Here is a 26164-nt window from a genome sequence, read left to right on the forward strand (position 1 = left end):
GGATGCGGCTCATGTGGCCGATTCCGTCCCCGTTTCCCGTCAAGAAGGACGAACGACCTGCCCCGAAGATTCCCGAGAAGCGAAAAATTTCGGCCAACAGACCATGTGCGTCCGGTGGATGAGTTCCCGTCACCGAGCGGGCAAACAGGGACGCAATCTCCCCCAATGGCCGGACAACTCGCCATGTCTCGTCGCCCGCGCGGAAGTTCACCCTCCGGACGGCTCTTCGAGTTACCTGTGTGTCGGTAGTAGGCTCGCGCCGTTTGTTGACGTACATGTGTACCCCCGGCCGGCGGGGGTCGAGCTGGGGGAGGCCATGCGCTTTCGCGGGAAGTCCATCCGCCGGAAGATCGTGGCGCTGCTTCTCGTGCCGCTGGTGTCCCTGACGGCCATCTGGGGCTTCGCCACGGTACTCACGGGCCGTCAGGCTGAGGACCTGTTCAACGTCTCCGACGTGGTCGAGAAGGTCGCGTACCCGATCGAGGACACCGTCCGCGTCGTGCAGCAGGAACGCCGTCAGTCCCTGGTCTACCTCGCCGATCCGCGGGCCTCCGACGGTCTGTCGGACCTCAGGCGCAGCCGGGCCGCCACGGACGAGGCCATCGCCGAGATCCGGCGGAACTCCAAGAACCCGGACGTCCGTGACGCCATGGGCCAAGCGACGGGCGATCGCCTGAGCACCGTGCTGGACACCTTCGACGGTCTCGCCTCGCTGCGCCGCAGCGTCGAGGACGGCACCGTCGACCGCGCACACGCCCTCGACCTCTACAACAGCCTGGTCGACCCGTGCTACGTCCTGCTCGCCAATCTGCACGTCGTCGACAACGTCGAGATGGACAAGCAGTACCGCGCCCTGGTCAACCTCGCGCGTGCCCGGGAGTTGCTCTCCCGCGAGGACGCCCTGCTCGGCTCCTCCCTGATCGTCGGCAAGCTCACCCGTGACGAAGTCCGTGACATCACCGACCTCGTGGCCCAGCGGGGCCTGATGTACGACGTCAACCTGCCGCTGCTGCCCTCGTCCGAACGCGACCGCTACCAGCGCTTCTGGAAGAACGCCACCACCGCCCCGCTGCGTGCGGACGAACAGGCGGCGATCTCCTCCACCACGGGCAGGCCCGGCGAGGTCACCGCGCAGAGCTGGGACACCGCCGCCGGAAGCGTGCTCGCCAAGCTCGCCACCCTCAACGACCAGGCGAGCGACCGCTATCAGGACCGCGTCCGCCCGGTCGCCGTCGGTGTCATCGCCAAGGCCGCCATCGCGGGCGTCCTCGGTCTGGTCGCCCTGTTGCTCTCGCTGTTCCTGTCCGTGCGCGTCGGCCGCACCCTCATCCGCGACCTGCGCCAACTGCGTCTGGAGGCGCACGAGGCGTCCGGCGTCCGGCTGCCCAGCGTGATGCGCCGGCTGTCCGCGGGGGAACAGGTCGACGTGGAGACCGAGGTCCCCCGCCTCGAGTACGACAGGAACGAGATCGGCGAGGTCGGCCAGGCCCTCAACACCCTGCAGCGGGCCGCCGTCGAGGCGGCCGTCAAACAGGCCGAACTGCGGGCCGGTGTCTCCGAGGTGTTCGTCAACCTGGCCCGCCGCAGCCAGGTCCTGCTGCACAAGCAGCTCACCCTGCTGGACAGCATGGAGCGGCGTACCGAGGACACCGACGAACTCGCCGACCTCTTCCGGCTCGACCACCTGACCACCCGTATGCGCCGGCACGCCGAGGGCCTGGTGATCCTCTCCGGGGCCGCCCCGTCCCGGCAGTGGCGCAAGCCCGTCCAGCTCATGGACGTCGTACGGGCCGCCGTGGCCGAGGTGGAGGACTACGAGCGCATCGAGGTCCGCCGGCTGCCCCGGGTCGCCGTCACCGGCCCGGCCGTCGCCGACCTCACCCACCTCGTCGCCGAACTCCTGGAGAACGCCACGGTGTTCTCCCCGCCGCACACCGCCGTCCAGGTCGTGGGCGAACGGGTGGCCAACGGCTTCACGCTGGAGATCCATGACCGCGGTCTCGGCATGGCGGCCGACGCACTGCTGGACGCCAACCTCCGGCTCGCCGAGACCCCCGAGTTCGAGCTGTCCGACACCGACCGGCTCGGCCTCTTCGTGGTCAGCCGGCTCGCCCAGCGGCAGAACGTCCGGGTCTCCCTGCAGCCGTCCCCCTACGGCGGCACCACCGCCGTCGTATTCATCCCCGACGCCCTGCTCACGGACGACGTGCCCGACACCAACGGCATCGGCTTCCGCCTCGACCGGCCCCACCCGTCCAAGGAGGCCGAGCTGGAGGAGGGTCGCCGGACCGCGCTTCCGCGCGTGCCCGAGCAACTGCCCGGCCTGCCCGCCTCGCTCCTGGACGGCCCGGTGGAGCTGGAGGCGCCCGTCGACCTCGACGCCGTCGACGACTTCCCGGCGGCGCTGGAGGAGGACGGCGAGGAGGGCGGCCTGTTCCGCCCCCGGCGCTCCATCGCCCGCGTGGAGGACGAGGCCACCGGCCGTCATGGCGAGCACCTCCACGGCGACGACGCCGGCCATGCCCGGGACGGCGCGGACGACCAGCTGGGCGCCCCGGTATCGCTGCCCCGGCGCGGGGCCCCCAAGCTGGTCAGCTCGCACGGGCGTCCGGTCACCGAGCAGCGGTTCCGCCGCGAGGACGCGCCGGACGAGTCGCCGGCAGCGGCTCGCCGATCCGACCTCCAGGGCTCGGCGTCCCCGGCGACCCGTCGCCGGGGGGATGACCCCCTCGCGGCCGACGGCCACGGCCGGCCGGGCCAGGACGGCGCGCCGCCGCTGCCGACCCGTCGACGCGGTGCCTCACCGCTGCGCCCGGGCGTGGGTGGCTCCGAGGGGTTCGGCGAGACGGGCGCGGCCCAGACACCCGACGACCAGGGCATCGGTGAGGCACCGCAGGCCCCCGTCCTCCCGGCACACGCCCGTCCCGCATCCATCACCCCGGGCGGGGCGGACACCAGCGGCAGGCGGCCCGGTGCACGACCGCCGGGCGGTTCGGGCGGCGGCATCGGCCCGCTGCCCCGGCGGGTACGCCAGGCCAATCTGGCACCGCAGCTCAAGCAGAGCGCCGGCCGGCCCGAGCAGAACAGCACGGACTTCGCGGAGCGGGACGCCGACGAGGTACGCAGCCGCATGGCCTCGCTCCAGCGCGGCTGGCAGCGCGGCCGCGAGGAGAACGCCGCGGGCGATGACGCCCACAGCGGCACAGCACCACACGGAACGACAAAGGGGGACGGTCGATGACCGCACCGAAGGCGACCGGCCACACCGCGACCAACTCCGGCGAGCTCAACTGGCTCCTGGACGAACTGGTGGAACGCGTCGCGAGCATCCGCAAAGCCCTCGTGCTCTCCGGCGACGGCCTGCCGACCGGTGTGTCCAAGGACCTCAGCCGGGAGGACAGCGAGCACCTCGCCGCCGTCGCCTCCGGCTTCCACAGCCTCGCCAAGGGCGTCGGCCGGCACTTCGAGGCGGGCAACGTCCGGCAGACCGTCGTCGAGCTCGACGACGCCTTCCTGTTCGTGACGGCCGCCGGCGACGGCAGCTGCCTCGCCGTCCTCTCGGACGCCGACTCGGACGTCGGCCAGGTCGCGTACGAGATGACGCTGCTCGTGAAGCGGGTCGGCGTGCATCTGGGCACCGCCCCGCGCACCGATCTGCCCGCAGGCGGGTAGTGGGATGTCATGAGCGCAGACGGTCAGGGAAGAAGCCACTGGTTCGACGACGAGGCCGGACCGGTCGTCCGTCCGTACGCGATGACGCGCGGCCGTACCTCCAGTCCCGGCCAGCACCGCCTCGACCTGATCGCGGTGGTCGTCGCCGAACCCCAGGCGGACGACCCGGACGCCGACGCGACGCTGTCCCCCGAGCACGTCGACATCGTCGACCTGTGCCGTGACGCCCCCCAGTCGGTCGCCGAGCTCGCCGCCGGGCTCGATCTGCCCATCGGAGTGGTACGGGTCCTCGTCGGCGACCTCGTGGCGGCTGAATTCGTCCATGTGAACCGGCCCGTACCCCCTGCCGAGCTGGTGGACGAGAGTATTCTGCGCGACGTGATCAACGGCCTCCGGGCGCTGTGAGCGGCGCGGAAGCGGGGTACTGACGTGACTGGCTGGCAGTTCTGGGTCGACCGGGGCGGTACGTTCACCGACATCGTCGCGCGACGCCCGGACGGCCGCCTCCTCACCCACAAGCTGCTGTCGGAGAACCCCGCGCGGTACTCCGACGCGGCCGTGGCGGGCGTACGCGCCCTGCTGGACGGCTCCCGGGAGCCGATCGACGCCGTCCGGATGGGCACCACGGTCGCCACCAACGCCCTCCTGGAGCGCAAGGGCGAACGCACCCTCCTGGTCGTCACCCGCGGCTTCCGCGACGCCCTGCGCATCGCCTACCAGAACCGGCCGCACATCTTCGCCCGCCGTATCGAGCTCCCCGAACTGCTCCACGAGCGGGTCGTGGAGGTCGACGAGCGCATCGCCGCGGACGGCACCGTCCTGCGCGCCCCCGACCTGGGAGCCCTCGCGGGGCCCCTGCAGGAGGCGTACGACGACGGGATCCGCGCCGTCGCCGTCGTCTGCATGCACAGTCATCTGCACCCCGCCCACGAGCACGCCGTCGGCGAACTGGCCGCCCGCATCGGGTTTCCGCAGATCTCGCTCTCCAGCGAGGTCAGCCCGCTGATGAAGCTCGTACCCCGCGGCGACACCGCCGTCGTCGACGCCTACCTGTCGCCCGTGCTGCGCCGCTACGTGCGGCACGTCGCCGGCGAACTCGAGGACGTGCGGCTGATGTTCATGCAGTCCAACGGCGGTCTCGCCGAGGCCGGACAGTTCCGGGGCAAGGACGCCGTCCTGTCCGGGCCCGCCGGAGGCATCGTCGGCATGGCCCGCATGTCGCAGCTGGCCGGCTTCGACCGCGTCATCGGCTTCGACATGGGCGGCACCTCCACCGACGTCTCGCACTTCGCCGGCGAGTACGAGCGGGTCTTCACGACCCTGATCGCCGGTGTCCGGCTGCGCGCGCCCATGCTGGACATCCACACCGTCGCGGCCGGAGGCGGCTCGGTCCTCCACTTCGACGGCTCCCGCTACCGCGTGGGGCCGGACTCGGCGGCCGCGGACCCCGGGCCCGCCTGCTACCGCGGAGGTGGCCCGCTCGCCGTCACCGACGCCAACGTCATGCTCGGCCGCATCCAACCCGGCCACTTCCCCCGGGTGTTCGGCCCCGAAGGCGACCAGCCCCTGGACGAGGAACTGGTCCGGGACCGCTTCTCCGCGCTCGCCCGTGAGATCCACGAGCGGACCGGCGACGAGCGCACACCCGAGCAGGTCGCCGAGGGCTACCTGCAGATCGCCGTCGCCAACATCGCCAACGCCGTCAAACGGATCTCCGTCCAGAAGGGCCACGACGTCACCCGCTACGCCCTCACCACCTTCGGTGGTGCGGGCGGCCAGCACGCGTGCATGGTCGCCGACTCGCTCGGCATCCGCACCGTCCTCGTCCCGCCCATGGCCGGCGTCCTGTCCGCCCTGGGCATCGGCCTCGCCGACACCACCGCCATGCGTGAACAGTCCGTCGAGGCGCCCCTGGAGCCCGCCTCCATGCCCGCCGTCCTCAAGACGGCCGACGACCTCGAAGGGGCGGCCCGCGCCGAACTCCTCGCCGAGGACGTCCCCGACACCCGCATCCGCGTCACCCGCCGCGCCCAGCTCCGCTACGACGGCACCGACACCACCCTCACCGTCGAGCTGACAGAGCCCGGCACCATGCGTCACGCCTTCGAAGAGCGTCATCGCGCCACGTACTCCTTCACGCTCGACCGCCCGATCGTCGTCGAAGCCCTCTCCGTGGAAGCCACCGGCATCACCGAACCCCCCGATCTCTCCGCCCTCGCCCCGTACGAAGGCCGACCCGCCGCCACCGACACCGTCCGTCTCCACACGGGCGGCGCCTGGCGCGACGTACCCCTCCACCGCCGGGAGGACCTCCCTCCCGGCGAGACCGTCACCGGCCCGGCGATCATCACCGAGGCCGGCGCGACCACCGTCGTCGACGACGGCTGGCGGGCCGTGGCGCGAGACGACGGGCATCTGGTCATGGAACGTGCGGCGATTACGCAGAGTTCCGATCTCGACACAGCAGCTGACCCTGTTCTGCTCGAGGTCTTCAACAACCTCTTCATGTCGATCGCCGAACAGATGGGCGCCCGGCTGGAGTCCACCGCGCAGTCCGTCAACATCAAGGAGCGCCTGGACTTCTCCTGCGCCCTCTTCGACCCGGACGGAAACCTGGTGGCCAACGCCCCGCACATCCCCGTCCACCTGGGCTCCATGGGCACCAGCGTCAAGGAGGTCATCAGGCGGCGCGGCCCGTCGATGCGGCCCGGGGACACCTACGCCGTCAACGACCCGTACCACGGCGGCACCCATCTGCCCGACGTCACCGTGATCACCCCCGTCTTCGACACGGAGGGTGACCGGATCCTCTTCTACGTCGCCTCCCGCGGCCACCACGCGGAGATCGGCGGCATCGCCCCCGGCTCGATGCCCGCCAACAGCCGCACCATCGACGAGGAGGGCGTCCTCTTCGACAACTGGCTCCTCGCCGAGGACGGCCGCTTCCGCGAGGAGGAGACCCGACGCCTGCTCACCGAGGCGCCCTATCCCTCCCGCAACCCCGCGACCAACCTCGCCGACCTGCGCGCCCAGATCGCCGCCAACCAGAAGGGCGTCGACGAGGTCGCCCGGATGATCGACGACTTCGGACTCGACGTCGTCCAGGCGTACATGAAGCATGTCCAGGACAACGCCGAGGAGGCGGTGCGCCGGGTCATCGACGCCCTCGACGACGGCGAGTACGCCTACGAGACCGACTCCGGCGCCGTCATCCGGGTACGCGTGCGCGTGGACCGTGAGAACCGCTCCGCCACCGTCGACTTCACCGGCACGTCACCCCAGCTGGCCGGCAACTTCAACGCCCCCTTCGCCGTGGTCAACGCGGCCGTCCTGTACGTCTTCCGCACCCTCGTGGCCGACGACATCCCGCTCAACGACGGCTGTCTGCGCCCCCTGGACATCGTCGTGCCGCGCGGCTCCCTGCTCGCGCCGGAGCCACCGGCGGCCGTGGTCGCGGGCAACGTCGAGACCTCGCAGGCCATCACCGGCGCCCTGTACGCGGCGCTCGGCGTCCAGGCCGAGGGCTCCGGGACCATGAACAACGTCACCTTCGGCAACGACCGCTACCAGTACTACGAGACCGTCGCCTCCGGGTCCGGCGCCGGCGACGGATTCCCCGGCGCCCCCGTCGTACAGACCCACATGACCAACTCGCGGCTCACCGACCCCGAGGTCCTGGAGTGGCGGCTGCCCGTGCAACTCGACGAGTTCGCCGTCCGCCGGGGCAGCGGAGGCGCCGGGCGGTGGCGCGGCGGGGACGGCGCCGTACGCCGGATCCGCTTCCACGAGCCCATGACGGTCTCCACCCTCTCCCAGCACCGCAGAGTTCCGCCCTACGGCATGGCGGGCGGCGAACCCGGCGCGCTGGGCGCCAACCGCGTGGAGCGCGCGGACGGCACGGTCACCGTCCTCGCCGGCAGCGACTCGGCGGACGTCTCTCCCGGCGACGTACTGGTCGTCGAAACCCCTGGCGGCGGAGGCTACGGCCCACCGGCGCCCCACCCCCATCAAGCAGGAGAACAGATCGATGATCTTCGGGCGTTCTGAGCGCGGCAAGCCCCCGGTCGAGCCCGTCACGCTCAAGATCCTGGTGGCCGGCGGATTCGGCGTGGGCAAGACCACCCTGGTCGGCGCGGTCAGCGAGATCAGGCCGCTGCGCACCGAGGAACTGCTCACGGAGGCCGGACGTCCGGTCGACGACACGAGCGGTGTGGAGAGCAAGAGCACCACCACGGTGGCCATGGACTTCGGTCGTATCACCCTGCGCGAGGACCTGGTGCTGTACCTGTTCGGCACGCCCGGGCAGGAAAGGTTCTGGTTCATGTGGGACGAGCTGTCCGAGGGCGCCCTCGGGGCCGTCGTGCTGGCCGACACGCGGCGCCTGGAGGACTGCTTCGCCGCCGTCGACTACTTCGAGCGGCGCTCCATACCGTTCCTGGTCGGTGTCAACTGCTTCGAGGGCGCCGCCCGCTATCCGGCCGAGGACATCCGCCGGGCGCTCGACCTGGACGACGACGTGCCGCTCCTGCTGTGCGACGCCCGGGACCGCGAGTCGGTCAAGGAGATCCTCATCGGCGTCGTCCGGCACGCGATGGACCACGCCGCCGAGCGACGACAGACCGTCACCACCTGAGACGGTCACGGGTACGGCCCGTACCCCCGCCGACCGGGGTACGGGCCGTAGTCACGGGCACGCGCGCGCGTGGGTGCTCAGTTCGTTTCGTCCTCCAGCCAGCCGAAGCTCTTCTCCACGGCCTTGCGCCAGTTGTGGTACTCCCGGTCGCGGACGGAGGCGTCCATGGAGGGCGTCCACTCGACGTCCTTCTGCCAGTGGGCCTTCAGCTCGTCGAGGTCGTTCCACACGCCCGTGGCGAGTCCGGCGGCGTAGGCGGCGCCGAGACAGGTGGTCTCGGAGACCTTCGGACGGACCACCGGAACGTCGAGCACGTCGGCCTGGTGCTGCATGAGCAGGTTGTTCTTGGTCATGCCGCCGTCCACCTTCAGGGTGGTGATGTGCACCCCGGAGTCCTGGTACATGGCGTCCACGACCTCGCGCGTCTGCCAGCTCGTCGCCTCCAGCACGGCCCGCGCGAGGTGCGCCTTGGTGACGTACCGGGTCAGACCGGTGACGACACCGCGGGCGTCGGAGCGCCAGTAGGGCGCGAACAGGCCGGAGAAGGCGGGGACGATGTAGGCGCCGCCGTTGTCCTCGACGCTCGCCGCCAGCGGCTCGATCTCGTCCGCGGTGCGGATGATCCCGAGCTGGTCGCGGAACCACTGGACGAGCGCGCCCGTTATCGCGATGGAGCCCTCCAGGCAGTAGACCGGCGCCTCGGTGCCGATCTTGTAGCCCATCGTCGTCAGCAGGCCGCTCTTCGACGCCACCGGCCGGTTGCCCGTGTTGAGCAGCAGGAAGGAGCCCGTGCCGTACGTGTTCTTCGCCGTGCCCACGTCGTAGCAGGCCTGTCCGAACACGGCCGCCTGCTGGTCGCCGAGCGCCGAGGCCACGGGCACCCCGGCGAGCTGGCCCACGGCGGTGCCGTACACCTCGGCGGAGGACTTGATCTCGGGCAGGACGGCCTCGGGGATGTTCATCGCGGAGAGGATGGACTGGTCCCACTGCAGGGTCTCCAGGTTCATCAGCATCGTCCGGCCGGCGTTGGTGACGTCGGTGACGTGCTGCCCGCCGTCGGTGCCGCCCGTCAGGTTCCAGATGAGCCAGGAGTCCATGGTGCCGAAGGCGATCTCGCCGTTCTCCGCGCGCGCCCGCAGACCGGGCACGTTGTCGAGCAGCCAGGCCGCCTTGGGGCCGGAGAAGTAGGTGGCGAGTGGCAGTCCGGTCTGCTCGCGGAACCGGTCCTGCCCGTCCGATCCGCCGAGCTGCCTGGTCAGCGCGTCGGTGCGGGTGTCCTGCCAGACGATCGCGTTGTGCACGGGCTTGCCGGTCGCGCGGTCCCACAGGAGCGTGGTCTCGCGCTGGTTGGTGATGCCGAGCGCGCTGAGCTGGTCGGCACGGAGTCCGGCCTTGGCGATCGCCCCCGCGACCACCGCCTGCACCTTCGACCAGATCTCGGTCGCGTCGTGCTCGACCCAGCCGGGCTTGGGAAAGATCTGGCGGTGTTCGCGCTGGTCGACGGCGACGATCGCGCCGTCCTGGTTGAAGACGATGCAACGGCTCGAGGTGGTGCCCTGGTCGATAGCGGCGACGAACTTGTCCGTCATGACGTCCCCTTCGTCGTTCCTTCAGGAGGCTGCTCGATGAGAAGGCTGCGCGGAGGATGAGCCAGTGCACGGGTCGGCGCCCCGAAGCCCCGGTCGCACGCCATGACGACCCAGTGGCTCGGTACGACCGCGTTTCCGTTGCTCATGTCGGCTCCTAGGCCCCGGCCCTGCGCGCAGGGTGCGGTGACGAGCGTGCCGTCGCAGCCGAATCGCCCGTGGGGGAATGGGCCTGTTCTGCAGGCGGGGCCCGCGCGGCGTGTGCCTGGTTACACCGTCTATGTACGGCGATGTCGGCCGACACCGGAAGTGTTCACCGGCGCCCAGAGAGCGTCAAGGTCGCGGACACCAACGGTGACAGCCGCCTGAACGTCCGTACGGCAGACGCTTCGGCGAGGCGACACCAGATCAGCCTAGGCCGGGTTCCGCCACCGCGCAGCCCGCCGGGGCGGGCGCCCCCGTGCCGCGCACGATCTCATGACCGGGCAGGCCCGCCTGCCCCAGCACCCAGCTGGCCCCGTGCAGCGCCTTGGCGGCCTTCTTCAGTGGCGCCAGGGCGGCCGCGGCCTGCCGGTGGTCCGCCACGCTGCCCGGCGGGCACAGGACCGTGGCCAGGGACAGCGTGACGGGTCGCCCGCCCGCTGACCACGGCACGTCCAGCACGGTTGCGGCGAGCGGATCCAGCCGCTCGGGATCGGCGAGCACCAGGAAGTCGTCGCCGCCGATATGGCCCACGCGCGTGCTGCCGGTCGCCGCTTGCTGCAGTGCCCTTCCCACCGACCGGATCAGCTCGTCGCCCGCCGCGAACCCGGCCCCGTCGTTGACCTGCTTGAAGTGGTCCACGTCGAGCCAGCTGAGCGCGAACGCCCGGCCGTCCGCGATGCGCCGGTCCACCTCCGAGGTGATCACGTCCGACCCGGGCAGCCGGGTCAGCGGATTGAGCCCGGCGGCCTCCTCGACTCGGCTCTCGGCCAGTGCCCGCACCAGGTCGGCGAGGCGTACGACGCCCACGCACCGCCCGTACCGGTCGACCACCGCCACGTCGTCCGACGTGCGGTCACGGGCGCCGACGGCGACCACGTCCAGCACCTCCCAGGCGGTGGCGTCGACGCCCACCGTCCGCGGGGGATCGCCGAGCTTGGCGGCGAGACGGTCGGCGTACAGGGCGTGTCCGTAGCGGCCCGACATCGACAGCAGGAAGCGTGAGCGGTGCACCGAGCGGACCGGGACGCCGTGCGGGTCCACGAGCAGTACCCCGGACACCTCGGGAGCCCCGGTCAGCAGCGCCCGTACCTGGCCCGCGGTCGCGGTCGCGGGCAGCAGGGCGGCCGGCCGCACGAACTCGCGCACCGAAGGGCCGGACCGCGGCACCGCCACGGCGCCGGGGGAGCGGGGCGGAACGTATACGTCCGCTGCGGGCAGCCTCGTCGGCGGCGCGAACAGGTCGCCCTGGGCCAGCTGGGCACCGGCCGTCACCGCGGCGGCGAACTGCAGCTCCGTCTCCACGCCTTCGACGGACAGGAGGGCCCCGAGCTCCTCGCACAGTGTCCGCATCGCCCGCACGGCCGCCGGCCGGACCAGCAGTGAGGCGTCGAGCTTCACCAGCTCGGGCGCGAGGTCGGTGAGCAGCCGCAGGGGTACGTCCCCGTCCCCGATGCCGTCGGCGCTGATCCGGAAGCCCTGGGCCCGAACCGCGCCCACCGCCTCCAGCAGGGCCGGCTGGGGCACGTGCGTGTAGGGCGGTCCGACGTCGATGGTCACCTCCCAGGGCAGCCGTCCCGCCTGGCGCACCGCGTCGTGCAGCGGGGTCAGGCCGCCGAGGTCGGCGAGGGTACCCGCGAAGACGTTGACGTGCAGCGGCAGCAGTGTTTCCTTGCTCGCCGCCGCGCGGATCGCCAACACCGCGAGACGGCCGTCGAGTTCGGGATCGCGACGGGCCTCGGCCAGGATGTCCCCAGTCTCCGGGCGGGCGAGTATCTCCAACCCCGCGACTCCACCGGTCGCCAAGTTGACCACTGGTTGGAAGGCGAAGCGCAGAGTGTCCGTCCAGGAGCGCACGGCAGCATGATGACTCCACCGGCGCACGCCCAAGCCCAGTTCATGAGACGTTCACGCAGGCTTCCGGGGTGATCACGCAGCGTGCGAGACAGGGCTTGCGTCCGGCCTCACCGCCGGCACTCGCGGCTCGCCTGCTAGCGCACAGCGATCACCGCCGACCCGTGCCCGAACAGCCCCTGGTTGGCCGTGATCCCGACGCGGGCCCCCGCGACCTGGCGGTCACCGGCTCGCTCCCTCAACTGCCAGGTAAGCTCGCACACTTGGGCGATCGCCTGAGCCGGTACCGCCTCCCCGAAGGAGGCCAGACCGCCGCTCGTGTTCACCGGTATACGACCGCCCGGGGCCGTCGCGCCCTCCCGCAGCAGCTTCGCGCCGTCGCCCTCACCGCACAGCCCCAGGTCCTCGTACCACTGCAACTCCAGCGCGGTGGACAGGTCGTAGACCTCGGCCAGGGAGAGGTCCTCCGGTCCGATGCCCGCCTCCTCGTAGGCGGCGAGGGCGATCGAGGCCCGGAAGGTCTCGGCGGCCGGTTCGACGGCCACCGCGGAGTCCGTCGCGATGTCCGGCAGATCGAGCACGGTGCTCGGGTAGCGCGGCGTCACCGTCGACACCGCCCTGATCCGCACCGGCTCCGCCACCCCGTGCCGCCGCGCGAACTCCATGCTGGACAGCACCAGGGCCGCCCCGCCGTCCGACGTCGCGCAGATGTCGAGCAGCCGCAGCGGATCGGCCACCACCGCGGAGGCGGCGACCTCCTCGGCGGTGACCCGCTTGCGGTAGCGGGCGTTCGGATTGAGCGCCCCCGACGCCGCGTTCTTCACCTTGACCTGCGCGAAGTCCTCGGGCGTGTCCCCGTGCACGGCCATGCGCCGACGCGCGTACAGCCCGAAGTACGTCGGGTTCGTCGCGCCCAGGACCCGGAAACGCAGCCAGTCGGGGTCGTCGGGCCGGTCGCCGCCCGCCGGCCGGAAGAACCCCTTGGGCGCAGCGTCCGCGCCCACCACGAGGACCACGTCGGCCAGGCCCGAGAGGATCTGCGCCCGCGCGGTGTTGACGGCCTGCGCTCCCGACGCGCACGCCGCGTACACGCTCGTCACCCGCGCTCCTTGCCAGCCCAGCGCCTTCGCGAAGGTCGCCCCGGCCACATGGCCCGGATAGCCGCCGCGCACGGTGTCCGCGCCGACCACGGAGCCGACGTCACGCCAGTCGATCCCCGCGTCGGCGAGCGCCGCCCGGGCCGCCGCCACCCCGTACTCGACGAAGCTGCGCCCCCACTTGCCCCACGGATGCATCCCCGCTCCGAGCACCGCCACCTCGCCCGTCATGCCCCACCCCCCGTCGGCCGCCAGTGCCACGTCGTCCAGGCCGTCTCCGCGTCCTCGTGAAGCACACCGGGGACGACCTCCACCTCCATGCCCACCGTCAGATCGGCGACGGTGATCCCGGGAACCGCCTGGCCCAGCACCACGATCCGCTCGGCCGCCAGCTCCACAGCGATCAACGCGTACGGCTCCCAGGGAAGTTCCGGATTCGTCACATAGGGTGACGGGGGCCGGTACCGGCTGTCCGTGTAGGACCAGATCCGCCCGCGCGGTGAGAGGGGCACCTCCTCGAGGTCTCCGCCGGGACACCCGGGATTGCGGCAGTGGCCGTCCTCACGGGGAAAGAACACCGAGGCGCAGGCGGCGCAGCGGGTGCCGAGGAGTCTGAAGTCGTCACCGTCCCCGGTGAACCATCCGTCGACCACAGGTGTTCGTGCTCGAGTCACAATCCCTCCCCGACGCCGAATCTGACGGAACGTCAGAAGTGTGTCACGCGCGTCCGGAATTGGGCAGTGCAGGAGACATGACACGACTCACCAGTGCAGTACGCGGTCTCGTCACCGCCCTCGCAGCCCTGCTGGCCGTGACCGCCGCCTCCGCACCCGTCCGGGCCGAGACGGACCCCAAGGCGCCGAAGGACTTCGTGGCCCTGAGAAGCGTGGACCCGACGATCATCCAGGAGATGCGCTACTTCACCCCGCACAACTTCGTCGGCGAACGCATCGACGGCTACGAGCAACCGGTGTGCATCCTCACCCGCCCCGCCGCCGAAGCCCTCCACAAGGTCCAGCAAAAGCTCCTGCGCGAGGGCTACACGCTCAAGGTGTACGACTGCTACCGGCCGCAGCGCGCCGTGAACCACTTCGTGCGCTGGGCCGAGGACCTCGACGATCAGGCGACGAAGGGCGAGTTCTATCCGAACGTCGACAAGACCCGGCTGTTCGCGGACGGCTACATCGCGGAGAAGTCCGGCCACAGCCGCGGCTCGACCATGGACCTCACCATCGTGAGGCTCCCGGCGAGGCCCACCCGGCCCTACCACCCTGGAGAGCCGCTCGTGCCCTGCTTCGCACCCAAGGACGAACGCTTCCCCGACAACTCCGTCGACATGGGCACCGGCTTCGACTGCTTCGACACCCTCGCGCACACCCTCGACCCGCGTGTCCAGGGCCGACAGCGCGCCAACCGTCTGCTGCTGAAGAGCACCATGGAGAGCCTCGGCTTCGTCAACCTCGCCGAGGAGTGGTGGCACTACACGTACCGGCCCGAGCCCTACCCGGACACCTATTTCAACTTCCCCGTGTCCTGGAAGTCGCTCGTCGGCCGCCGTTGAGCAACCTCCGCGAGACGCCGTTCCCCCGATCGGATACATTCCGCTTCGTGTCCGAAACTCAAGCCTCCACCGCCAACTCCGCGCCCGACTCACACTGTTCGAGCTGCGGAGCGCCCTATGGAGAGGGCGTCTCCGGCTGGCCGCGCACCTGCCCGGCCTGCCACACCGTGGCCTACCGCAACCCGCTGCCGGTCGCGGTCGCACTCCAGCCCGTGTACGACACCAAGGGCACCGCCCTGGTCGTCATCACCCGAACCGTCGCTCCCGCGCGCGGGGGTATCGCCCTGCCCGGCGGGTTCATCGACGACCGGGAGGACTGGCGGCAGGCCGTCGTGCGCGAGCTCAAGGAGGAGACCGGCATCGACGCGGCCGGCCGCGACGTCCGCCTCGTCGACGCCATGAGCTCGCCCGACGGCCATCTGCTGCTGTTCGGTCTGCTCCCCGAACGGCCCGCGGAGGGGCTGCCGCAGTCGGCGGCCACGGACGAGACGGAAGGCTGGCACCTCCTGCGCCGGCCGGAGGAACTCGCCTTCCCGTTGCACACGCTGGCGGTGCGCGCCTGGTTCGAGGGCCGCTACGTCTGAGCTCCGGCCTCCCCGAGGCCACGTACACGCACCGGATAGGGCGGCTCGGACGGGCCGCCCTCACCCTCCAGCTCGACCACCGGCCCGCGTCCCTGCCAACGGGTGACGTAGCGCTCCAGTTCCGGTTCGTCCCACCCGTCACCCGCGTCCGGCACGACCAGCCCGCCGCCCGTGCGACCCTGCGCCGGCGCCCATGCCTCCAGCTCCAGCCCGCCGTCGCTGCCGCGCACCGGGAGGACGGCACCCGCGCGTACCAGCACCGGGATCCGTGACAGGGGGGCGTCGACGAGCACCTGCGCCGGCCCCTCGTACACCTGCTCGGTGACCGCGTCGTACCAGCGGCCCCGCGGCAGCTGAACCGCACGCCGGTCCGTGCCCGGGTCGAGCACCGGTGCCACCAGCAGGCAGTCGCCCAGAAGGAAGGCGTCCTCGCAGTCACGCAGCGCGCGGTCCTCGGGCGCGTTCCACCACAGAGGCCGTACGTAGGGTGCTCCGGTGCGCCGCGCGAGATGCGCCAGCGTCATCAGGTACGGCAGCAGCCGCCGGCGTTCCTCGAGCGCCACGCGCGCGTGCTCCAGCACCTCCGGACCGAACTCCCAGGGCTCCCGCCGCCCCGCGCGCAGACTGGCGTGCGTACGGAACAGCGGCAGATACGCGCCCAGCTGGAACCACCGCAGGTACAGCTCCGGAGACGGGCTTCCGTCGAAGCCGCCGATGTCCGGTCCGGAGTAGGGCACCCCGCACAGTCCGAGTCCCAGGACCAGCGACAGCGAGGCCCGCAGTCCCGGCCAGCCGGTGGCCACGTCGCCGGACCAGGTGCCACCGTAGCGCTGCAGGCCGGCCCAGCCGGAGCGCGAGAAGAGGAACGGCCGCTCACCCGGAGCCAGCTCCAGCAGACCCTCGTAGCCCGCCCTGGCCATGCACAGGCCGTAGACGTTGTGCGCCTCCTGGTGATCGCCGCCACGCCCCTCCAGTGAGTGTCTGGCCGAGCGTGGCAGCGTCTTCTCCCCGAACGCGGTGAACGACGTGGGCTCGTTCATGTCGTGCCAGAAACCCGCGAACCCCTGAGCCAGCCGCTCCGCGTAGAGTCCGCCCCACCACTGACGCACGCGCGCGTGCGTGAAGTCCGGGAAAGCGGCCTCCCCCGGCCACGCGACTCCGTGCACGACCCGTCCCGAGGCGTCCCGGACGAACGCGTCCTCGGCCGTGCCGCCGTCGTACACGGCGTTGCCCTCTTCCGCTTTGACGGCAGGGTCGACGATCGACACCAGCCTGATCCCCTCCCGGCGCAGCTCCTCCGCGAGCACCGGCAGCTTGGGGAAGTGCTCGTGGTCGACGGTGAACACCTGGTGCTCGTCGTAGTGGTCGATGTCCAGGTGGACGGCGTCCAGCGGCAGCCCGCGCTCTCGGTAGCCCGCGACGATCCGCCGGACCTCCTGCTCGCTGCCGAAGCCCCAGCGCGCGTGGTGATGTCCCAGCGCCCACGCGGGCGGCAACGCCGGCGCGCCGGTCAACGACGCCCAGGCGAGCAGCACGCGCGCGGGGGTGCCCACCATCACCCAGCAGCGCAACGGACCGCCGTCCATCCGCAGCTCGCTCATGCCCGGCCGGTCGTGCCCGGAACCGGCGCCCTCCTCGCCCTCCCGCAGCGACACCGTGCCGTCCCAGGAGGAGTCGTGGAAGACCAGATGAGTGGCCGCGTCGGACACCACCATCTGTACCGGCATGGTGATGTACAGCGGATCGTCCCCGGGAGCGAAGCTGCCGCCCGGGTCCGTGTTCCACAGCCGGTACGTCCCCTCCCGCAGCCGCGGCCCCGACGAGCGGCCCCCCAGCCCGAAGAACCGCGCGTCCGCCGGCAGCTCCGAGCGCTGCATCCAGCGCGCGGGCCCGCCATCGACCGGCTCCCACCACCGGGGCGGCAGATCCCGCCGCAGGGTCACCCCGCCGGGCGTACGCACCTCGACCGCGCCGTGCCGCGAGACGACGACCGTCACCCGCTCGGCCACCACCCGCCAGCCACCGTCCTTGTCGGGCTCCAGGACCGCCCGGGGATCGGGCTCCGGACAGCGGCCCGCCAGCGCGTACGACGGCTCAGGACCGGCCCCGTCCCAGCCCCAGAACACCGCCCCGTTGACGGTCACCACGATCCTCAGCTCCGAGCGGCCGAACCGCACGACACCGCCACCCGCAGCCGGTTCCACCTCCCGCACGCGGCCGGGCACCCGCGCGCGCTCGGCACCCCGCGGGGGCAGCGCGGTGGCGTCCGCGCGCCTCCTGCGCCATGCCGCCTTCACGGCCCGCAACCCCTGGGACGCCCCCACCGAACCGACCACCCTTATCGAACGCACCAGGTCACGACCGTCCATGCTGCTCACCCTGCCACTGACCACCCCACGCGCGCGTGCCGTTCAACTGCCGTTCACCCGTGCTGGGAGCACATCTTTACGACACGGACTATGTGGGGCGCACCCTGGTGTAGAAGTCGATCACATGGCATCGTCCCTGTCAGCCGCGTCACGCGCACACCCCAGCCCGTGCGCGACCGACGCACACGACGCGCACAGTCCTGGAGCCGCCCCATGTCGACCGTGAACCCCCAGCCGCTCTGGCAGCCGGATCCGGAACGTATCGAGCAGGCACAGGTCACCAGGTTCCAGGCCTGGGCGGCCGAACGCCACGGCGCTCCGGCAGAGGGCGGCTACGCGGCGCTGCACCGCTGGTCCGTGGCCGAGCTGGAGACCTTCTGGCAGGCCGTCACGGAGTGGTTCGACGTCCGCTTCTCGACGCCCTACGCGCGCGTGCTCGGCGACCGCTCGATGCCTGGCGCCCAGTGGTTCCCCGGGGCGAGCCTCAACTACGCCGAGCACGCCCTGCGCGCCTCCGCGACCCGCGCGGACGAACCGGCCCTCCTGTATGTCGACGAGACCCACGAAGCACGGCCCGTCACCTGGTCGCAGCTCCGCCGCGAGGTCGGCTCCCTGGCCGCCGAGCTGCGCGCCCTCGGTGTACGCCCGGGAGACCGCGTCAGCGGCTATCTGCCGAACATCCCGGAGGCCGTCGTCGCCCTGCTCGCCACGGCGGCCGTGGGCGGCGTCTGGACGTCCTGCGCCCCCGACTTCGGTGCCCGCAGCGTCCTGGACCGTTTCCAGCAGGTCGAACCGGTCGTCCTGTTCACCGTCGACGGCTACCGTTACGGCGGCAAGGAGCACGACCGCCGGGAGGTCGTCGCCGAGCTGCGCCGCGAACTGCCCACGCTGCGTGCCGTCGTCCACATCCCGCTCCTTGGCACCGACGCGCCCGAGGGCGCCCTGGAGTGGTCGGCTCTGACGGGTGCGGACACCGAACCCGTCTTCGAACAGGTCCCCTTCGACCACCCGCTGTGGGTGCTCTACTCCTCGGGCACGACCGGTCTGCCGAAGGCCATCGTCCAGTCCCAGGGCGGCATCCTCGTCGAGCACCTCAAGCAGCTCGGCCTGCACTGTGACCTCGGCCCCGAGGATCGTTTCTTCTGGTACACCTCGACCGGCTGGATGATGTGGAACTTCCTCGTCTCCGGCCTGCTCACCGGCACCACGATCGTGCTCTACGACGGCAGCCCCGGATTCCCCGACACGGCGGCCCAGTGGCGGATCGCCGAACGCACCGGCGCCACCCTCTACGGCACCTCGGCCGCGTACGTCATGGCCTGCAGAAAAGCCGGCGTGCACCCCGCGCGCGACTTCGACCTCTCCCAGGTCGAGTGCGTCGCCACTACCGGATCACCGCTGCCGCCGGACGGCTTCCGCTGGCTGCACGACGAGGTCCGCGACGACCTGTGGATCGCATCCGTCAGCGGTGGCACGGACGTGTGCTCCTGCTTCGCGGGGGCCGTACCCACCCTCCCGGTCCACATCGGCGAACTCCAGGCCCCCGGCCTCGGCACCGATCTGCAGTCCTGGGACCCGAGCGGCAAGCCCCTGATCGACGAGGTCGGCGAGCTCGTCGTCACCAATCCCATGCCGTCCATGCCGATCTACTTCTGGAACGACCCCGACGGCAGCCGCTATCACGACAGCTACTTCGACACGTATCCCGGTGTGTGGCGGCACGGCGACTGGATCACGGTCACCTCCCGGGGCTCCGTCGTCATCCACGGACGCTCCGACTCCACGCTCAACCGCCAGGGTGTGCGCATGGGCTCCGCGGACATCTACGAAGCTGTCGAGCGCCTTCCGGAGATCAGGGAGTCCCTCGTCATCGGCATCGAGCAGCCCGACGGCGGCTACTGGATGCCGCTGTTCGTGCACCTGGTGCCCGGCGCGACCCTGGACGAGGACCTTCTGGGCCGTATCAAGCAGACCATCCGTGAACAGCTCTCCCCACGCCACGTGCCGGACGAGATCATCGAGGTGCCCGGCGTGCCGCACACCCTCACCGGCAAGCGCATCGAGGTCCCGGTCAAGCGCCTCCTGCAGGGCACCCCGATGGAGAAGGCAGTCAACCCGGGCTCCATCGACAACCTCGACCTGCTGCACTTCTACGAGGAACTCGCCCGCAAGCGCGCCTGACGGTCAGCCCCCGTAGGTGGCCTCGGACTCACCCAGTACCGCGGCGAAGTCCGAGGCCAGCCGTGCCGCGTCGGCGGGCTCCAACTCGGCCACGGAGATCCGTACGCCCGGTGCCGACGACAGCCGGAACCTGGCCCCCGCCGCCACCCACCAGCCGTACGACCGCAGACCGTTCACGACGGCCGACTCGTCCCGCACCGGAACCCAGAGATTCATCCCGCTCGCACCCCGCGCGCCGATCCCGCGGTCCGCGAGCTCAGCGAGGAGCGTGCCGCGGCGCAACGCGTACGCCTCCTGCGCCCGGGCCGTCAACGCGCGCGTGCCGTCGTCGGTCAGCAGGCCGTGGACGATCTCCTGAAGGAGATGACTGACCCAGCCCGACGTCAGCAGCAGCCGGCCGTCGTGGCGGGCCAGGGTGGTCGCGTCGCACGCCGCGGCGGCCCACCGCAGGTCCGTGCCGAGGAACTTGCTCACCGTGCGGACGTGCACCCAGCGGGTCAGGCCGCCGACCGTCAGCGTGCGCAGCGGGACACCCGCGACGGCGGACGCGTGGTCGTTCTCCACGACCAGCACGTCCGGCTCCTCCCGGAGCACTTCCACGAGCGCGTCCCGGCGCGCCTCGGAGAAGCAGCCGCCGTACGGATTCTGTGCCCGCGGACTGCACACCAGGGCCCGCACCCCGGCACGCAGCGCCCCGCGCAGCGACTCGGGACGTATCCCCTCCTCGTCCACGGCCACCGGCACGCTGCGCAGTCCCAGCGCCGTGACCAGGTCCAGCAGATGGTGGTATCCGGGATCCTCCATGGCCACGGCGTCCCCCTGCCGCAGCTCCACGGACAGCAGCCGGCCGATCAGATCCAGCGCTCCGTGCGCGAAGGTCACCTGCTCCACGGGCACCCCGTCCGGCCCCATCCAGTCCCGTACGGCCTTCTCCAGTCGCGGCAGCCTGGGTGTCGAGCGGTGGGCGCGGACGCCGGGGGAGAGGCGCGACGGCGGCACGAGAGCGGGCAGCAACGCGGGATCCGGGTGGCCGCCGGACAGATCACGCAGCCCCTCGGGGACCCTGGGCGGCCGCCGAGACGCCACCGAGGGAGCCGGCGCCACCACCGTCCCGCCACGACCTCGTGTGACGACGATCCCGCGGGCGCGCAGCTCCTTGTAGGCGGTCGCGACAGTGCCCGGGCTCACCCCGAGGTCCTCCGCCAGCCGGCGCACCGGAGGCAGGGCCGCCTCGGGGCCCAGCGCACCCTCCGCCACGGCCCGTTCGACGGACGCCGCAATTCCCTTGGCCGTCGTACCAGTGATCCCATATTGTGTTGCCACGTCGGAAAGTATGTATCAGTACATAACTGAAGGCAAGGGGGAGCAGTGCATCCGATGCGCCGCGCAGCCACATGGTCGGACCGGATACCCGGAGGGCCGGACGGCCGCAGAATGCTCGCGATCGCCCTCGTCGACCGCGTCGGCAGCGGCCTGTGGGCGTCCGTCTCGGTCCTGTACTTCACCTACGTCTCCCACCTCTCCATCGCCCAGGTCGGCACCCTCGTCGCGACCGCCGGAGCCATCGGCATCGCCGGGGCGCCCCTGGCCGGACGCATCGCCGACAGATTTCCCCTCACCCGCGTCGTGATCGCCGTCCAACTCCTACGAGCCGTCTCCTCCCTGGGACTGCTCGCGACCGGCGACTACGCCCTCCTCCTCGCCCTCTCGGCCGTCGGCAGCCTCGGAGACCGCGCGGCGAGCGTCCTCACCAGGCTCTACGCCACCCGCGTCGCAGGACCCGACCGCGTCCACTACCAGGCCATCCACCGCACCGTCGCCAACGCCGGCTGGGCCCTGGGCGGTCTCGCCGCGGCGGCCGCCCTCGCCCTCGGCACCACCACCGCCTACCAGTGGCTCCTGACCGGAGACGCGCTGTCCTTCCTCGCCTCCGCGCTCCTCACCCTGCGCTGCGGCGAACCCCCGTCCGCCTCCCGCGTCGTCACCACCTCGCGGCACGCCGCACCCTCGACCAGGCCGGCCACCCCCTGGCGCGACCGCACCTACCTCGCGTACGTCGCCACCGAAACCGTCCTCTTCCTCGACGACGCGGTCTTCAAGGTCGGGCTGCCCCTGTGGATCGCCCACGCGACCGACGCACCGCACGGCCTCGCGCCCCTGCTGATCGTCCTCAACAACGTGATGGTGGTCGTCCTGCAAGTCCCGCTGGCCCGGTTCGGCACCACGACCCCAGCCGCCCGCAGGCTGCTGCTCCCGCTGTCCGCAGCCTTCGCCACAGGCGGCATCGCCATGGCCCTCTCCGCCGGCGGGGGAGCCGTCACCGCCACCCTCCTGCTGATCGCCGCCGCAGCCGCCTTCACCCTGGCCGAGATGCTGCACGCCACCGTCTCCTGGGAACTGTCCGTCGCCCTCGCACCCGGCGCCGCCCAGGGCGCCTTCCTCGGCGTCCACGGCCTGGCCCAGTCCGCCCAGCGCAGCATCGGGCCACTCGCAGTCACCGCGGCCATCGCCACCGGCCCGGTCGGCTGGACCGCCTTCGGCACTTTCATCGCGCTGACCTGCGTCATCCAGCATCGCCTGGTCCGCGATCGTCTTGCTCGGACCCCGTTGTCAGTGCCGCCCGTTACTGTGAGTGAGCATTGATCGACCGTGCACAGGGGGAAAGATGGCGCACACCGACCACCAGACCATGCGACGCGTCCTGCGCCGCGAAATCGCGGGCACCATCGGTCTGCTGACCGACGAGCACGACTTCCGCGCCATGCGGCGGTACCGCAGCTTCACCTTCGACGACCACCAGACCTATCTCCAACAGGTCGAGGCGCTTCTCAAGGTCCGCGCCTCCCAAGGCAGCCACACCACGGTGGCCCTGTTCGACCCGCAGGAATACGCTGAGTTCTGCGCGGACGCGGACCTCGACCCCGACATCCCGTCCAGCCGCACCCGGTTCACCGCCGAATCGGCGAGCACGGGCCCCGTCCTTCCCTACGAGGGCCAGCCCCTGTCCGACCTCGTCCCCGCCCTCGTCGACGAAGCCGTACGCCAGGCCACCTGGGAGTACGCCTCGACGCTCCTCGCCCGACTGGGAGCCTGCTCCTCCTGTGGCGAGGACATCGGCCGAGCCGCGTTCACACGAGCGTCCCGCCTGCTCGTCCGCATCCTCGACACCGCCGGAGGAGGCAACCGACACCTCGTGTGCAGCGTCTCGGCACCGGCCGAAACGCTCGTCTCCGTTCTCCACGCGGAAGAGGACGAGCACGGCGCCCTCCAACTGGACGAGGCCGAAGCGCTCGAGTTCACCACCGTCCTCGCCCTCGGCATCGCCACCCAGAGCCCCGGCGGACTCGTCATCCGCACCAGCGGCCCCGGCACCACCGACCGCGTCTACGGCTGGCGCCTGCGTGGAGACGGTCTGCGCCCCCTCACCGCCGGCGAGGTCTTCGACGCCTACTGCACCGACATCGAATCCGGCGACATCATCTCCCCGGAATCCGACGTCGACTACTGCGTACCGCCCGACCTCGGAGAGGAAGGACAGACACCGGGTCACCACCACTGACAGGTGAGGGGCGCCCCACCCACAGGTGAAGCGCCCCTCGCCGACAGCCGGCGACCGACCCGGCCCGGCTACTCGCCCGACAGCACCGCCTGAGCCGCGTTGCGCGCCTCCTCGGCGCTCTCCGTGGCCCGGGCGGCCGCGGCGGCCCGCTCGCACTGGGCCAGCGTGTACTTCGCCAGCGCCGCCCGCACATACGGAATCGACGCCGCACCCATGGAAAGAGAGGTGACACCCAGACCGGTCAGCACACACGCGAGCAGCGGATCGGACGCGGCCTCACCACACACACCACAGCTCTTGCCCTCGGCCTTGGCCGCCTCCGCCGACAGCGCCACCAGGTCGAGCAGCGCTGGCTGCCACGGGTCCTGCAGCCGGGACACCGCACCCACCTGACGGTCCGCGGCGAACGTGTACTGAGCGAGGTCATTGGTCCCCAGCGACAGGAACTCCACCTCCTGCAGGATCGACCGGGCCCGCAGCGCGGCCGACGGGATCTCGACCATCGCCCCGAACTTCGCCCGCAGCCCCGCCTCACGGCACGCGTCAGCGAAAGCCTTGGCATCGGCACGGTCAGCCACCATCGGAGCCATGACCTCGAGGTAGACCGGCAGACCCTCGGCGGCCTTCGCCAGCGCGGTCAGCTGCGTACGCAGCACCTCCGGGTGGTCGAGCAGCGTCCGCAGGCCCCGTACGCCCAGCGCGGGGTTCGGCTCATCGGCCGGCGTGAGGAAGTCCAGCGGCTTGTCCGCCCCCGCGTCCAGGACACGTACGACGACACGGCCCTCGGGGAACGCCTCGAGAACCTGCCGGTAGGCCTCGACCTGCTTCTCCTCCGACGGGGCGTTCTTGCTGTCGTCCAGGAAGAGGAACTCCGTACGGAACAGACCGACGCCCTCGGCGCCCACCTCGACGGCGGCCGGCACGTCCGCCGGGCCACCGACGTTGGCCAGCAGCGGCACCTTGTGACCGTCGGAGGTGGCACCCGGCCCGGTGGCGGCGGCCAGCGCGGCCTTCCGCTCGGCGGCCGCGGCCTCCAACTGCGCCTTCTTCTCCTCGCTGGGGTTCACGAAGATCTCACCGGTGCTGCCGTCGACGGCGACCAACGTCCCCTCGGCGAGCTCACCGGCCCCCGGCAGTGCCACCACGGCCGGCACACCGAGCGCCCGCGCGAGGATCGCGCTGTGACTGGTCGGCCCGCCCTCCTCGGTGACGAAACCGAGGACCAGGGCGGGATCCAGCAGCGCGGTGTCCGCGGGCGCGAGATCACGCGCGATCAGGACGTACGGCTCGTCGCTGTCCGGGACGCCGGGCATCGGCACTCCCAGCAGCCGAGCGACGATACGATTCCGCACGTCATCCAGGTCGGCCACGCGACCGGCGAGGTACTCGCCGGCACCGGCCAGCAGGGCACGGTAGGCGGCGAACGCGTCGTACACCGCCCGCTCCGCCGTGCTGCCGACGGCGATGCGCCGCTCGACGTCCGCCATCAGTTCGGGGTCCTGCGCCATCATGGCCTGGGCCTCGAGCACCGCCTGAGCCTCACCGCCCGCCAGATTGCCGCGCGCGATCAGATCGGCCGCCACAGCCTCCACCGCCTGGCGGGCCCGCCCCTGCTCCCGCTCCGCGTCCTCCGCCGGGATCTGCTTGGCAGGCGGCTCCAGCACCGCCGTTCCCATGTGCCGAACCTCGCCGATCGCCACACCGTGGCTCACGCCGACGCCTCGCAGCGTTGTCTCCATCTCACCCGTCTCCGATAGTGCGGCGGGTCCCGCCGCCGCGGTGGTTGTCCTACTCGCCGTCATGGGACGGCACTGACGTCACTTCCAGAGGAAGAGACTGTCGCCGGCCTTCACTTCGCCGCTGTCACGAAGATCGGAGAGAGCTTCCGCCGTGGCTTCCAGCGCCACGACCGGGCACACCGCTGACTTGCCGGCGGCCTCGACGGCGGCCGGGTTCCAGCGCACGACACCCTGACCGCGGGTGACGGTGTCCCCCTTGTTCACGAGCAGCTCGAAACCCTCGCCGTTGAGCTGCACGGTGTCGATGCCGAGGTGGGTGAGGACGCCGTGCCCCTGCTCGTCGACCACGACGAAGGCATGCGGATGGAGGGAGACGATGACCCCGTCCACGGGGGCGACGGCCTCGGAGGGCTCACGGACAGGGTCGATGGCGGTGCCCGGGCCGACCATGGCCCCGGAGAAGACCGGATCAGGCACTGCCGCCAGTCCGATGGCGCGTCCGGCCAGCGGGGACGTCACGGTGGTCATGGGAAGCCTCCCGGAGTGGAGTTGCATACAGGGGCCGTCACTGTCCGTCCCTGACGGCACGCTGTGCAGCAGCGTATGTCAGACGAAGTGACGGTTCCGCATGAAGGTACCGGGTAGAGGTCTAGACCACCAACCCTATCGATTTGCACGCCCTTCGAGGCCCCGTGTACAGTCGTACTCCTGCTTGAGGCCGAGCGACGCGAACGAGCGCGCTTGATCAGCAGTAACCAAACTCGTCAGATCCTATCTCGGGGTCGCCTTCTGCATGCCCGCAGGAGAGTGGTCAGGGGGACGGAAAAACGCTGATAGAGTTTGGAACACCGAAGGGAAGCGCCCGGAGGAAAGCCCGGAAGGGTGAGTACGAAGGAAGCGTCCGTTCCTTGAGAACTCAACAGCGTGCCAAAAATCAACGCCAGATATGTTGATACCCCGTTCCCGGCCGGTTTCGGTCCGGGGCGAGGTTCCTTTGAAACAAACACAGCGAGGACGCTGTGAACCACTGGATCATTCCTCCGGTGGTTCCGCTCTCGTGGTGTTGCTCCCGATCACGGGAAAACATTCACGGAGAGTTTGATCCTGGCTCAGGACGAACGCTGGCGG

18 protein-coding genes are annotated in these 26164 nt (G+C 71.2%); 10 read left to right on the forward strand and 8 right to left on the reverse strand.

Going from position 1 to position 26164, the window contains the following annotated elements:
• Nucleotides 1–316: 316 nt before the first annotated feature.
• From GRC12_RS09480 to GRC12_RS09500, 5 genes are read left to right on the forward strand one after another with little or no spacing between them, the layout of a single operon-like run.
• Nucleotides 317–3241 carry a sensor histidine kinase gene (locus GRC12_RS09480; RefSeq protein ID WP_208778749.1) on the forward strand — a complete coding sequence of 975 codons (2925 nt, stop codon included), beginning with the start codon at nt 317–319 and terminating at the stop codon, nt 3239–3241.
• Entirely contained in the window at nt 3238–3672 is a 435-nt protein-coding gene (locus GRC12_RS09485; protein ID WP_208778750.1) for a roadblock/LC7 domain-containing protein, read from the forward strand. The genes GRC12_RS09480 and GRC12_RS09485 overlap by 4 nt, the downstream gene beginning before the upstream one ends.
• A 9-nt stretch (nt 3673–3681) precedes the next feature.
• Nucleotides 3682–4077 carry a DUF742 domain-containing protein gene (locus GRC12_RS09490; RefSeq protein ID WP_133044779.1) on the forward strand — a complete coding sequence of 132 codons (396 nt, stop codon included), beginning with the start codon at nt 3682–3684 and terminating at the stop codon, nt 4075–4077.
• A gap of 24 nt (nt 4078–4101) precedes the next feature.
• Nucleotides 4102–7719 (forward strand): hydantoinase B/oxoprolinase family protein, encoded by a 3618-nt coding sequence (locus GRC12_RS09495; RefSeq protein ID WP_208778751.1) that lies wholly within the window; start codon nt 4102–4104, stop codon nt 7717–7719.
• Complete coding sequence (locus GRC12_RS09500; protein ID WP_208778752.1) at nt 7700–8305, forward strand: GTP-binding protein; 606 nt, start codon at nt 7700–7702, stop codon at nt 8303–8305. Before GRC12_RS09495 ends, GRC12_RS09500 begins: the two co-directional genes overlap by 20 nt.
• 77 nt (nt 8306–8382) lie before the next feature.
• Here the strand turns inward: GRC12_RS09500 and glpK are convergent, their stop codons facing one another.
• The 4 genes from glpK to GRC12_RS09520 all read right to left on the reverse strand — a co-directional run bounded on the left by glpK (nt 8383) and on the right by GRC12_RS09520 (nt 13696).
• Nucleotides 8383–9894 (reverse strand): glycerol kinase GlpK, encoded by a 1512-nt coding sequence (gene glpK / locus GRC12_RS09505; protein ID WP_208778753.1) that lies wholly within the window; start codon nt 9892–9894, stop codon nt 8383–8385.
• A 405-nt stretch (nt 9895–10299) separates the two neighbouring features.
• Nucleotides 10300–11949 carry a GGDEF domain-containing protein gene (locus GRC12_RS09510; RefSeq protein ID WP_208778754.1) on the reverse strand — a complete coding sequence of 550 codons (1650 nt, stop codon included), beginning with the start codon at nt 11947–11949 and terminating at the stop codon, nt 10300–10302.
• 134 nt (nt 11950–12083) lie between these two features.
• Nucleotides 12084–13274, reverse strand: a complete 1191-nt coding sequence (locus tag GRC12_RS09515; protein WP_208778755.1) for a lipid-transfer protein — start codon at nt 13272–13274, stop codon at nt 12084–12086.
• A complete protein-coding gene (locus GRC12_RS09520; protein WP_208778764.1) occupies nt 13271–13696 on the reverse strand; it encodes a Zn-ribbon domain-containing OB-fold protein in 426 nt (141 codons plus the stop codon). Before GRC12_RS09520 ends, GRC12_RS09515 begins: the two co-directional genes overlap by 4 nt.
• A 98-nt stretch (nt 13697–13794) precedes the next feature.
• On the opposite strand from GRC12_RS09520, the gene GRC12_RS09525 reads away from it, so the two are divergent.
• The gene (locus tag GRC12_RS09525; RefSeq protein ID WP_208778756.1) at nt 13795–14604 is read left to right on the forward strand and encodes a M15 family metallopeptidase; all 810 of its coding nucleotides are present in this window, start codon (nt 13795–13797) and stop codon (nt 14602–14604) included.
• A 47-nt stretch (nt 14605–14651) separates the two neighbouring features.
• Nucleotides 14652–15188, forward strand: coding sequence for an NUDIX domain-containing protein (locus tag GRC12_RS09530; RefSeq protein WP_208778757.1), 537 nt, complete (start codon nt 14652–14654; stop codon nt 15186–15188).
• Here the strand turns inward: GRC12_RS09530 and GRC12_RS09535 are convergent.
• Nucleotides 15179–17557: a glycoside hydrolase family 31 protein gene (locus GRC12_RS09535; protein ID WP_208778758.1), complete on the reverse strand. Its 2379-nt coding sequence runs from the start codon at nt 17555–17557 to the stop codon at nt 15179–15181. The genes GRC12_RS09530 and GRC12_RS09535 overlap by 10 nt on opposite strands.
• 213 nt (nt 17558–17770) lie before the next feature.
• Between GRC12_RS09535 and GRC12_RS09540 the strand changes: the two genes are divergently transcribed.
• On the forward strand, nt 17771–19738 hold the full coding sequence (locus tag GRC12_RS09540; RefSeq protein ID WP_208778759.1) for an acetoacetate--CoA ligase: 1968 nt from the start codon (nt 17771–17773) through the stop codon (nt 19736–19738).
• Nucleotides 19739–19741: 3 nt separating this feature from the next.
• On the opposite strand, the gene GRC12_RS09545 is transcribed toward GRC12_RS09540, so the two are convergent.
• A complete protein-coding gene (locus GRC12_RS09545; protein ID WP_208778760.1) occupies nt 19742–21061 on the reverse strand; it encodes a GntR family transcriptional regulator in 1320 nt (439 codons plus the stop codon).
• Nucleotides 21062–21172: 111 nt separating this feature from the next.
• Between GRC12_RS09545 and GRC12_RS09550 the strand changes: the two genes are divergently transcribed.
• On the forward strand, nt 21173–22381 hold the full coding sequence (locus GRC12_RS09550) for an MFS transporter (RefSeq protein WP_208778761.1): 1209 nt from the start codon (nt 21173–21175) through the stop codon (nt 22379–22381).
• Between the two features lie 22 nt (nt 22382–22403).
• On the forward strand, nt 22404–23297 hold the full coding sequence (locus GRC12_RS09555; RefSeq protein WP_208778762.1) for a hypothetical protein: 894 nt from the start codon (nt 22404–22406) through the stop codon (nt 23295–23297).
• A 68-nt stretch (nt 23298–23365) separates the two neighbouring features.
• Here the strand turns inward: GRC12_RS09555 and ptsP are convergent, their stop codons facing one another.
• Both ptsP and GRC12_RS09565 read right to left on the reverse strand, forming a co-directional pair.
• Nucleotides 23366–25036, reverse strand: coding sequence for a phosphoenolpyruvate--protein phosphotransferase (ptsP, locus tag GRC12_RS09560; protein ID WP_208778763.1), 1671 nt, complete (start codon nt 25034–25036; stop codon nt 23366–23368).
• Between the two features lie 78 nt (nt 25037–25114).
• Nucleotides 25115–25564, reverse strand: coding sequence for a PTS sugar transporter subunit IIA (locus GRC12_RS09565; RefSeq protein WP_133044767.1), 450 nt, complete (start codon nt 25562–25564; stop codon nt 25115–25117).
• Nucleotides 25565–26164: the final 600 nt, after the last annotated feature.

The sequence above is a fragment of the Streptomyces griseorubiginosus genome, assembly GCF_017614965.1.
Taxonomy (GTDB): domain Bacteria; phylum Actinomycetota; class Actinomycetes; order Streptomycetales; family Streptomycetaceae; genus Streptomyces; species Streptomyces griseorubiginosus_B.